This window comes from Phocaeicola sp. GP0067 (genome assembly GCF_031119655.1).
Classification (GTDB): Bacteria; Bacteroidota; Bacteroidia; order Bacteroidales; family Bacteroidaceae; genus Phocaeicola; species Phocaeicola vulgatus.
Map to the genome: position 1 here is coordinate 137383 of NZ_JAVHZY010000012.1, position 10202 is coordinate 147584.

At 39.6% G+C, this 10202-nt stretch carries 10 protein-coding genes and 2 pseudogenes; 7 read left to right on the plus strand and 5 right to left on the minus strand.

Annotation, left to right across the window (positions count from 1 at the left end; all coding sequences use genetic code 11):
• Positions 1-104: 104 nt before the first annotated feature.
• Complete coding sequence (locus RE317_RS11540) at positions 105-575, plus strand: Lrp/AsnC family transcriptional regulator (protein ID WP_008652383.1); 471 nt, start codon at positions 105-107, stop codon at positions 573-575.
• Positions 576-599: 24 nt separating this feature from the next.
• Here RE317_RS11540 and corA read toward each other — a convergent pair whose 3' ends face one another.
• Positions 600-1640 carry a magnesium/cobalt transporter CorA gene (corA, locus tag RE317_RS11545; protein ID WP_005843785.1) on the minus strand — a complete coding sequence of 347 codons (1041 nt, stop codon included), beginning with the start codon at positions 1638-1640 and terminating at the stop codon, positions 600-602.
• Positions 1641-2113: 473 nt separating this feature from the next.
• Positions 2114-2467, minus strand: coding sequence for a helix-turn-helix domain-containing protein (locus RE317_RS11550; RefSeq protein WP_008667229.1), 354 nt, complete (start codon positions 2465-2467; stop codon positions 2114-2116).
• 161 nt (positions 2468-2628) lie between these two features.
• Here RE317_RS11550 and RE317_RS11555 point away from each other — a divergent pair, with 161 nt between their 5' ends.
• From RE317_RS11555 to RE317_RS11565, 3 genes are all read left to right on the plus strand, one after another.
• Positions 2629-3126, plus strand: a complete 498-nt coding sequence (locus tag RE317_RS11555) for a dihydrofolate reductase family protein (RefSeq protein ID WP_008667227.1) — start codon at positions 2629-2631, stop codon at positions 3124-3126.
• 11 nt (positions 3127-3137) lie between these two features.
• Positions 3138-3776, plus strand: a complete 639-nt coding sequence (locus tag RE317_RS11560; RefSeq protein WP_008667226.1) for a SagB/ThcOx family dehydrogenase — start codon at positions 3138-3140, stop codon at positions 3774-3776.
• Between the two features lie 213 nt (positions 3777-3989).
• Entirely contained in the window at positions 3990-4850 is an 861-nt protein-coding gene (locus tag RE317_RS11565; RefSeq protein WP_008667224.1) for an RteC domain-containing protein, read from the plus strand.
• A gap of 444 nt (positions 4851-5294) precedes the next feature.
• On the opposite strand, the pseudogene RE317_RS11570 reads toward RE317_RS11565, so the two are convergent.
• A pseudogene (locus RE317_RS11570) lies at positions 5295-5482 on the minus strand (tyrosine-type recombinase/integrase); the annotation flags it as partial.
• A 277-nt stretch (positions 5483-5759) separates the two neighbouring features.
• On the opposite strand from RE317_RS11570, the pseudogene RE317_RS11575 reads away from it, so the two are divergent.
• The 3 genes and pseudogenes from RE317_RS11575 to RE317_RS11585 all read left to right on the plus strand — a co-directional run bounded on the left by RE317_RS11575 (position 5760) and on the right by RE317_RS11585 (position 8290).
• Positions 5760-6994, plus strand: a pseudogene (locus RE317_RS11575) (tyrosine-type recombinase/integrase).
• Between the two features lie 19 nt (positions 6995-7013).
• Complete coding sequence (locus tag RE317_RS11580) at positions 7014-8060, plus strand: site-specific integrase (RefSeq protein WP_008667222.1); 1047 nt, start codon at positions 7014-7016, stop codon at positions 8058-8060.
• 5 nt (positions 8061-8065) lie between these two features.
• The gene (locus RE317_RS11585; RefSeq protein WP_032951822.1) at positions 8066-8290 is read left to right on the plus strand and encodes a hypothetical protein; all 225 of its coding nucleotides are present in this window, start codon (positions 8066-8068) and stop codon (positions 8288-8290) included.
• Here RE317_RS11585 and RE317_RS11590 read toward each other — a convergent pair.
• Entirely contained in the window at positions 8263-8481 is a 219-nt protein-coding gene (locus tag RE317_RS11590) for a hypothetical protein (RefSeq protein ID WP_005848077.1), read from the minus strand. The two genes, RE317_RS11585 and RE317_RS11590, sit on opposite strands and share 28 nt — an antisense overlap.
• Positions 8481-9977 (minus strand): caspase family protein, encoded by a 1497-nt coding sequence (locus RE317_RS11595; RefSeq protein ID WP_229108729.1) that lies wholly within the window; start codon positions 9975-9977, stop codon positions 8481-8483. The genes RE317_RS11590 and RE317_RS11595 overlap by 1 nt, the downstream gene beginning before the upstream one ends.
• Positions 9978-10202: the final 225 nt, after the last annotated feature.

The window sequence follows — 10202 nt, forward strand, 5'->3', positions numbered from 1 at the left end:
TGTACTACATTTCCCGAAAATTTCTCCGAAATCTAAGATAAATGCAATATATTTGTATTGACAGATATGAAAATAATATCAACCTCTTGAAAGAATATTATTCTATGAGTACTTTAGAGAAACTTGACAAAGTAGATTTGCAGATACTACGTACCTTGCAAGAAAATGCCCGACTGACCACCAAAGAACTGGCTGCACGGGTAAGCCTTTCCTCCACTCCGGTGTTCGAACGCCTCAAACGATTGGAAAATGGAGGATATATAAAAAAATATATCGCTGTATTGGACGCTGAGAAACTAAACCAAGGCTTCGTGGTATTTTGCAGTGTCAAGCTAAGAAGACTGAACCGGGACATTGCTGCGGAATTTACACGGATAATTCAGGATATCCCTGAAGTAACAGAGTGCTATAACATATCAGGCAGTTATGACTATTTGCTTAAAATACACTCCCCTAATATGAAGTATTATCAGGAATTTATCCTCAATGTCTTGGGCACGATTGACAGTTTGGGTTCACTGGAAAGCACCTTTGTAATGAATGAAGTAAAACATGAATATGGGATTCACATTTAAGTAAATCCCATCCATCCTCTCTCATCAATACCATTTTTTACGCTTAAAATAGAAGTAGATAACTGCTACTAGTATCAACATCAATGTCCATGCAAATACATAGCCATACCGCCATCCCAGTTCAGGCATCCATTGGAAATTCATTCCCCAGATTCCTGCCAGAAAAGTCAACGGAATAAATATAGTAGAAACAACAGTCAGCTGTTTCATGATGCTGTTCATCCGTCGGTCATTATTGGAAAGGTAAATATCTACCAAAGCTGAAATCATGTCACGGCAACCATCTAAAGTTTGCAATACAAACTGCAAATGATCATTGACATCATTAAAGAAAGGACGGCTTGCTTTGTGCAACAAATCATTATCGATCGGATGCAACAACTTGCTGATTTCCTCCTTTAATGGTAAAATACATTTCTTTATTACACGAAAATTACGACGGTATTGCTGTATATTTTCAATACCGAGCATATCAGCCTGTTCCGGCGAAAGCAATTGCTCTTCTAAATCCTCTAATCCGTCTTCCAATTCCGAAATGATGGATATAAAGCTGGCCATCACACTGTTTAGAATAACACTGAGCAGGAAATCAGACTGCCGGCTACGTATTTTCAACACATTCTTTTCCAATGCCGTATTTATATCATTCAGAAAGTCTGTTTCCTTTTCCATAAAAGTCAACAGATAATTTCCACCTTGCACAATGGCTATTTGTTGTGGTACATAGCCATCATCATTAGAAAAAAGTAACTTCAAAATCACTACATTATATGTATCATGCTGTTCTATCTTGGTCTGATGGTCGGAGTTCAAAATATCTTGTATCGTCAAAAAGTCGACATTAAAATTCTGACAGACATGCTGTATAACCTCCGTATTCTGAAAGCCATGAATTTGTATCCAGTTTATAGCATTCTTATTCAAATAAGGGATTAAACTATCTATATCTTTCCCATCCTTCATACAAATACTTTCAGCATTATAACTGCACAAATGCAGATGCGTAGGGGTACAACTGACACCAATATAAGCAAGTTGCTCACTTAGTAAATTATTCTTCGCCATAGTTTCAGTAATGAATAGTACAAATATAATTCTTTTTTAAAAGTTCAACCGTGTTCTCTACAAAAAAGAAAAGATTCCCCCAAGTTTTCAAACTGATCCCCATTTAACTCTCGGTTTAACTGAACCATGTAAACCGGCGCGTTTAAGGCATAAAAAAAGAGAGTTACTTTAGTGTAACTCTCTGATTTCTTGGTGATCCGCCTGGTTCGTGAATTTTGCGGTATATTCTCCTAAAAATCAATATCTTCGGAATTATAAGCTCTGTACTTGTCACGTTTTAGTCCTTAAAAACTGTCCGCTTTTGTCCTGTGTCTGTCTGCTTATATCTTGGGTTCAAAAATACGGCTTCTTTTTGAACTATGCAAATATTTGATTTACAATCTTTAGGCTTTGGTGTAAGATGCAAACTATATCTATATATAGGTTTGCACCTTACACCAAGTTACCTAAGGATAATTAGCTTATGTAACGTATCAATCATTGATATTGACACTCTTCACATATTCCCGATGAGCAACACCCCATTGAATCATTCCTGCAATTAATTCTTTCAACCGAAACCCTGAAGATGTCAATTCATATTCTACCGTCACTGGCACTGTATTATAAACAGCTCTCTTTACAACCCCGTTCAATTCGAGTTCTTTTAATTCCTTTGACAGCATACGGGGAGTAATATGAGGTATTTTCTTTTGAAGTTCATTAAACCTATACTTTCTAAAAAGCAAAGCCCGGATAATATTAAGCTTCCATTTACCGGATAAAATGGTCAGCGTATCATTTAGAGCAACAACATTTGAATAAGGGCATCCATTAAAGTCTTCCATATAACCAGTTTATTTAAATAGTCCATAACTATACTCTTGTATATTACTATACATAAGTATATTGATATACTTTAGTAAGCAAAGATACACTACTTTTGCATCAAAACATTCATTCGATATTGAAAGGATGTTTCTAATATTAACAATAAAAAAACAATCGTATGAAAGTAACATTAATTGCGTCAGTGTCAGCAAATGGAAAAGTATTGCTGGCAAACAATCCCAATCATCAGATAGCACCGGAAGTCATGGGATTTCTTGTACAGAAAGCCATTGAGTCCGGCAACATTGTTTTTGGGTATTCTACTTATACCATGTTTATCGATGCGTTGCAAGATGCCCTTGCAGGAAAAGAAATCGTCGTGCTATCCAACAATCACGAAGCCCGAAGCGGTCACAAAACCGTTCATACTCCTGAAGAAGCGGTAGAATACCTGAAAGGAAAAGGAATGGAAGAAATAGTCGTTGGTGGCGGAGTACAGACTTACAATGCTTTCCTTGACAAGGATTTGGTAACAGACATTTATTTCAATGTCACTCCAATGGTTATTGGTGACGGTGGTGTTATTGGCTCAAAAGATGATTTATTCGTCAAGTTTGATAAAATGAATTATGAACCCATCATTGAAAATGTAATCAGACTTCATTTGAGTAAATAACAGGAGCAGATATGAAAAAAGTAATTTTATCAGTTTTATTATTGAGCATTATAATGGGATTACAGGCTCAAGAATTGAAAGTTATAAATTTGAATAAGCCGGATAAAAGCAGAAATGTTACATTGATGCAAGCATTGGATAAAAGACATTCGGAACGAGCATTTGCCAATAAACAACTGACGCATCAGGATTTATCCGACCTGCTTTGGGCAGCCAACGGAATAAACCGTCCGTCAGAAGGCAAACGTACCGCACCATCGGCAAATAACGTACAGGAAGTTGACATATATGTATGTATGAAAGATGGGTGTTATTTGTACGATGCTAAAGCACATCAGTTACAACCTGTTGCTAAAGGTGATTATCGTTCTGCCGTAGCCGGACAACAGGATTTTGTAACAGAAGCCCCTGGATGTCTGATACTGGTTGCTGATTTGTCCCGCTTCAATAGCGGAAATCCTGAACAGTTGCTAATTGTAGGAGCTTGTGATACTGGGATTATTTCTCAAAATATTTCACTATTCTGTTCCTCGGCTGGCTTAGTTACAGTACCACGGATGACAATGGATAAAAATACATTGGGAAAAATATTAAAACTAAAAAAGTCTCAACATTTATTACTAAATCATCCTGTCGGATATGCGAAATAAAGAGGATATAAAAAAGCAGATAAAAAAAAATCAAAACATCCTTTTGCTAATTGAATAATTGCTTTTAATATCCAGTAAAGATAATCATAAATCGAGGGTGCCAAATATTTTTGGACACCCTCGATTTATAATATTGTAGATTTAAACTATCATATAAGAGAAACCTTTTGTTTATTCGATATTTTTAGTAAACTATTTAATATTAAGAAGTAAATGGAAAACATCTACAATAACATATTCATAAAAGACCTTTTATCCAAAATAAACATAGAAATTGGAATATTTTCTTTCGATAGCGATATATCTTCTGATAAGGCACTTTCTATGATTAATTTTATCAGACCTTTATTCGAAGAATTGAGAGAATTTACACATCAATACACTTTTCAAGATGCTAACGATGAAATATCGTTTTTTAAAGATATTAAGCCGTCCATTCTAAGTAAACTGATATATTTTAGTGACATATACCTGCTTGAACTGAGAAAGCCGAATGGCAGTAAAGAAGTTCTCAAAGAGCATTATAAGAAAAAACAAACAGCAATAACAGAATTTTGTAACGCTAATCTTGACTTCTACCAATATTATCGTTCTAAATCGACACATTTAGATAGATATTATTTCCTTAGAGGACATGAAAACTACAAATTGTACCACAACTGTGGTATGTTTGATAAAGACCCTTTATTTTCAACTTGTTGCGACCACAAGGTAGCTAAAATGTTGGCTTATGATATGTTGGAAATTTATCTTCAACAGCGATTGCAAGGGGTTGAAAGACAAGAAGTAACAGAAACCAGCAGGGCTTCACTTCCCGACAATCCTTTCCGGTGGACGGGTACAAAAACTGCTGCTATTGAGTTGGGATATGCGATATATGCAGCCGGAGTTCTAAATAACGGGAACGCCGATATAAAAGAAATAATGACCTACATAGAAGCATCATTCAAAATAGACTTAGGTGATTACTACCGTACTTATCCCACCATCAGGGAGCGCAAAAGGGATAGAACAGCCTTTCTTAATAGCTTAATAGAAAAACTTCTTCGGAAGATGAACGAAAACGACAATTAATTTCCCTTAAAGTTCTATCAATTATTTTCTCTTTTCGCAAGTCCTCATAAATTACATGGGCTTTTGAAAAGAGAAAATAATTTTTTGTCTATTCATGAATGATAGAATGACGTTTACCTACCTGTCTGTCTTACTTTCATACAGTCTTGCAATCTTGACATCAAGAAAACAAGTTGTCAAGAAATCGAGCTATCAATATTTCAAGAAAACAAAATTGTGATAGATCACTAAAAAACTCATCGGTCGGGGAACGCCCAGCGGCAAGGGGCGGGACCACCCGTCCCGACGAGCGAAAAAGATATTAATTTGAGTAATTTTTCTTTCATTGGAAACACGACTTCGGAGTGATTTTCTAAAAAGGTACAGAGCTGCTGAGATAATTCTAAGCAGTACAGAACACACCTTGCTGTTATCTGACGATAACAAATTTCAGTCACCTAAAATTCATTTAGCAATATCTAACTTCTGTACCAATAATTCCATATCATTGCTGACTTTAACATCAGTTACTCTTGCATAGATTTGAGTAGCTCTGATATTGGTATGCCCTAAAATCTTGGATACCGTTTCAATAGGTACACCATTAGCGATAAGGAAGTCGCACACGAATGGCGTGCAACATAAGTAATATTTAGAAATGCAATAAAAAACAGAATGACGAGAATTAAACGTAAAACGTTTATAATTAAGCGTTTTACAAGAATTACAGAACAGACATATCTGCAAAAAAAACAAAATATTGCGACATTTCAGTTACCAGACTGTTAGCCGCCTGTTTCGGAAACAACGGCAGGTAACCAAATTTTTACCGATAGGAACAAAGCGGATTTGTATTCACTGTTTATCAATGTTTTGCATGCCAAAGGACGCTTTTCAAAGGAGTATTTTTACAACCTAAAAAAGAGCGTTATGAAAGTGGAAAAATTCAAGGTGCTGCTCTACCTGAAAAAGAGCGAGCCGGACAAGACCGGCAAGGCCCCGATCATGGGACGGATCACCCTCAACCGCACGATGGCGCAGTTCAGCTGCAAGCTCTCCTGTACCCCCGGGCTATGGAACGCGCGTGAGAGCCGATTGAATGGCAAGAGCCGGGAAGCGGTGGAGACCAATGAAAAAAATAGAGAGGCTGCTGCTTGCCGTACACTCGGTCTTCAATTCCCTCATGGAAAGGAAAAAGGATTTCGATGCCGCCGCGGTCAGGGACATGTTCCAAGGTAACGCGGACATGCAGATGACCCTGCTCAAACTTCTCGACCGACACAATGAGGAGATGAAGGCCCGTGTCGGCGTGGACCGTGCGCCGACGACAATGTCGACCTACGTCTACACCCGGCGCACCCTTGCCGAATTCATCAAAACGGAATTCAAGGTCTCAGACCTTGTCTTCGGACAGACAGCTCAACGAGCAGTTCATCCGTGACTATCAGGACTTCTGCCTGGAAAGGAAGAGGCTGGCAATGGAGACGGTGCGCCATTACCTGTCTATCCTAAAGAAGATCTGCCGCATCGCCTACAAGGAGGGACATTCGGAGAAATACCATTTCTGCCACTTCAAGCTGCCCAAGCAGAAGGAAGGTACGCCGAAAGTACTCAGCCGTGAGAATTTCGAGAAGCTGCGTGATTTGGAGATACCGGAAAAACGCAGGTCACATGTCATCACCCAGGACCTCTTCCTTTTCGCCTGTTACACCGGCACCGCCTATGCCGATGCGGTAAGCATCACCCAGGAGAACCTCTTCCGAGATGACGAGGGCAGCCTCTGGCTGAAATACCGGCGAAAGAAGACCGACTACCTCGGACGCGTCAAGCTGCTGCCGGAAGCACTCATGCTGATCAAAAAGTACCGTGAGGATACCCGCGCCACCCTCTTTCCGCCGCAGGACTACCACACGCTCAGGGCAAACATGAAATCCCTGCGCCTGATGGCGGGGCTGAGCCAGGACCTTGTCTACCACATGGGAAGGCATTCTTTCGCCTCATTGGTCACGCTCGAGGAGGGAGTGCCGATCGAGACCATCAGCAAAATGCTGGGATACTCCAACATAAAGACCACCCAGATATATGCCCGTGTAACTCCGAAGCGACTGTTCGAGGATATGGACAGGTTCGTCGAGGCAACCCGCGATTTGAAACTTATTCTTTAATCCCCAAACAATCATTATCATGCGCAGTACATTCAAGCTTTTATTCTACATCAACCGCAACAAGGTCAGATCGGACGGCACGACCGCCGTCCTCTGCCGGATCAGCATCGACGGAAAGAAATCGGCTGTCACGACAGGCATCTATTGCAAGCCCGAGGATTGGGACAGTACGAAGGGGGAAATCAGGACGACCAGGGAGACCAACCGCCTTGCCACCTTCCGCAACCGGCTGGAAGAGGCGTACGGGAATCTGCTGAGGAACCAAGGAGTGGTCACGGCCGAGCTGCTCAAGACCACCGTATCCGGTACCAATTCCGTGCCGGAATACCTCCTGCAGGCCGGAGAGGTGGAACGCGAACTGCTCAGGGTCTGCTCCAAGGAGATCAACTCCACTTCCACCTACCGCCAGTCGAAGACCACGCAGCTTAACCTCAGGCAGTTCATCGAATCCCGCGGGATGAAGGACATCGCCTTTTCGGACATCACCGAAGAGTTCGCCGAATCATTCAAGGTCTTTCTCAAGAAGGAGCTAGGACACAGGAACGGACACGTGAACCACTGCCTGTGCTGGCTCAACCGGCTCATCTACATCGCTGTGGACTGGGAAGTACTAAGAGCCAATCCGATAGAGGACGTGGCATACGAGAGGAAAGAAGCGCCTAAACTAAGGCATATCAGTCGCGGTGAACTGAAGCGGATGATGGAAACCCCGCTGCCCGACCCGATGATGGAGCTGGCACGCAGGACGTTCATCTTCTCCTCACTGACCGGTCTGGCCTACGCGGATACGAGGGCTCTCCATCCCCGTGTGGCACGAATGCCGTCCACAACTTTAAGCCGATGTGAGAGAAAGCTGCAAAAACGGGCGATGTTCCGTTCACGGGTTGCCGCCGGTATGGGGATCAGCACGGCGTTGGCGGCTTTCTCTTTAAAGAACGGCATCCAGGCGATACAAAGAGAGAAGATCTTGGCGACAAAGGCTGCTTGTCGGCCTTCCTTAAATCTAAATACCAGATTACTCATCTTTCTGTCGAATACCGATATGTCCTTGCATCTGGTCGGGTAATAATCGTGAATATAGAAACACAATGCTCCATCGATACGCATCTTGCCTTTGAAGTGAGTATTGTACGGGAAGAACTGGCGCACGAAATCGCTCTCGAAAGTAAAGCGGAGTATGTCACACCAAAGGATGAGCGTGGTTTCATCCTGTACACGATAGAGTTCTCCGTTGATGCTTTCTTTATCCGACAAACCAATGCCGATTATCAGGCGGTCATTAAAAGCGTCTTTTGATACAATATACCAATCAAAGGATTGGCAGATGCCCACGATGTCACAATCATTGGAACAAAGGAAGTAGAAGGTATGTCGGGTTTCTGGATAATCAGAAACTCGCCGGACATTTCGGAAAGGCGGAAATAGTTGCCGACATAGGCTTCCTCTACTTCGCTGAAGGATATGGATATGATGAAGTTTTCTATCATTAGCTATAAAGATTCAGTCGTATATTCCAATGATTATCATCTACACTTACTTGAGGCTGTATAATGGTATATACTTCAGTACTTATTGCAGGAGATAGTTGTATAATATAAGAAGGAGCAACTAAATAGTCACTTAATATATTTATTAGATTTTCGCTTTTTCCTTCTTTCCCATAGCGCGTAGATATATCTTCTTTTATATCTTTTCCATTGTATCTTATAGCTTCTATTTCTGTTTTTCCTCTCAATATATTTCCTATGATATGTACCTCAATATTGTCTGTTTGTTCACCGGGTATATAGCTTAGCCTGCCTTTATAAGGAATAAGCCTTTCTTGAATAAATTGGAAAGAGGAAGATAATGACTGTTGTCCAATAAGTCCCCATACACTATCTAAACAAAATCTTTTGATTTCTTTCTGTCTGAATTCACCATGCGAATTGAAATAAATTTCATATAAAATTCCATTTAGGACATGATTCATGCCATTTTGTGAATATTTTTTGAGGTTTTTGTATAAAGACGAAAACCAATTTGAAACCTTAAACGAATTTTCAGAACATTGTAATAAGTTCCGTCCTAATAAAAATAACAGGTTTTTATCAATGTCTGCAATATTAATGTCATTTAGGCGGTCTGGTATAGTATTTTGCTTATTAAAGTTTTGTGAATGAAGCAAATTTAATATTTGGGCAATAGGGGTAGAGATATTTTCGTAATCATAATTTTCATCTTTCAAAGCCCAACTTTCATACAATTCTTTATGGGATTTTGATTGATTTAAGCAGGAGGAGATGCCTTTATTAAAGTAAAAGTCACCAATGAGACATGAATGCTCCCAAGTTGTTTGTTTCCCTTTTGTTTGGTAAAATACTGTAGCACGTACTTTCTTAAACAAAGTTTCTACAGGAATTTTTTCTTCAATAAATTGTAATAAAGCGCCTGTATAAACACTATGGTTGGGAAAACCGGTGTCAATAGCCGGCTCATTGGGAGAAGTTGAATATGCAATCATTGTTCCTTTAGGAGCCATTAATGGTGCTATAGACAAGCTTTCTCCACCTCTGACATTTGTTGGATAAATCCTACAGGCATCCAGAATGACAATATGCACTTTTGTCTGTTTGTCTTCCTTAAAAATCTCAAGAACTTCGGACAATAGAAGAGATGCTCTTTTTAAGAGAAAGATTTTTTCTCTTTCGTCTGGCAAAGAAGTAACATTCAACAAGTCAATCCCTGCCAAATAGTTTTCATCTTTTATCTGGAAAGCATGCCCGGCATAATAAAATATTATATCATCATAATCTTTTATATCCTTTTCTAAAGTTGATAGTATTTTTGCATATTCACTACCACATTGATTATAAAATGTTTTAGTAGTGATGCCTAAAGAATTTAGCTTTTCGGCTAATTCTTTAGCATCATTTTCAGGATTTTCGAGTTGTGTCAAATATGTGTATTTAGAATTACCAATAAGGTATGCTAAAGTTGCCATAGTTTCTTTAATTTCAGTATTATATGCAAAAATATATTTTAAGATTCTATTCTTACCCATTTTTACCTAAAATCTTAAATGGAAAAGAAGGTGTGTCAAAATGCACACCTTCTGTTTTTTACGCACAAAGCCCCGACTTTCACAAGCTGGGGCTTTGTTATTACCTAAAGATTTTGTATCTTTAGGCATAAGAATTTCACTATGACAAAGATACATTTTCGTCCT

Coding starts and splice junctions, on each gene's coding strand:
- RE317_RS11540 (WP_008652383.1), top strand. CDS start 105: ATGAGTACTTTAGAGAAACTTGACAAAGTAGATTTGCAGATACTACGT.
- corA (WP_005843785.1), bottom strand. CDS start 1,640: ATGGCGAAGAATAATTTACTAAGTGAGCAACTTGCTTATATTGGTGTC.
- RE317_RS11550 (WP_008667229.1), bottom strand. CDS start 2,467: ATGGAAGACTTTAATGGATGCCCTTATTCAAATGTTGTTGCTCTAAAT.
- RE317_RS11555 (WP_008667227.1), top strand. CDS start 2,629: ATGAAAGTAACATTAATTGCGTCAGTGTCAGCAAATGGAAAAGTATTG.
- RE317_RS11560 (WP_008667226.1), top strand. CDS start 3,138: ATGAAAAAAGTAATTTTATCAGTTTTATTATTGAGCATTATAATGGGA.
- RE317_RS11565 (WP_008667224.1), top strand. CDS start 3,990: ATGGAAAACATCTACAATAACATATTCATAAAAGACCTTTTATCCAAA.
- RE317_RS11580 (WP_008667222.1), top strand. CDS start 7,014: ATGCGCAGTACATTCAAGCTTTTATTCTACATCAACCGCAACAAGGTC.
- RE317_RS11590 (WP_005848077.1), bottom strand. CDS start 8,481: ATGATAGAAAACTTCATCATATCCATATCCTTCAGCGAAGTAGAGGAA.
- RE317_RS11595 (WP_229108729.1), bottom strand. CDS start 9,977: ATGGCAACTTTAGCATACCTTATTGGTAATTCTAAATACACATATTTG.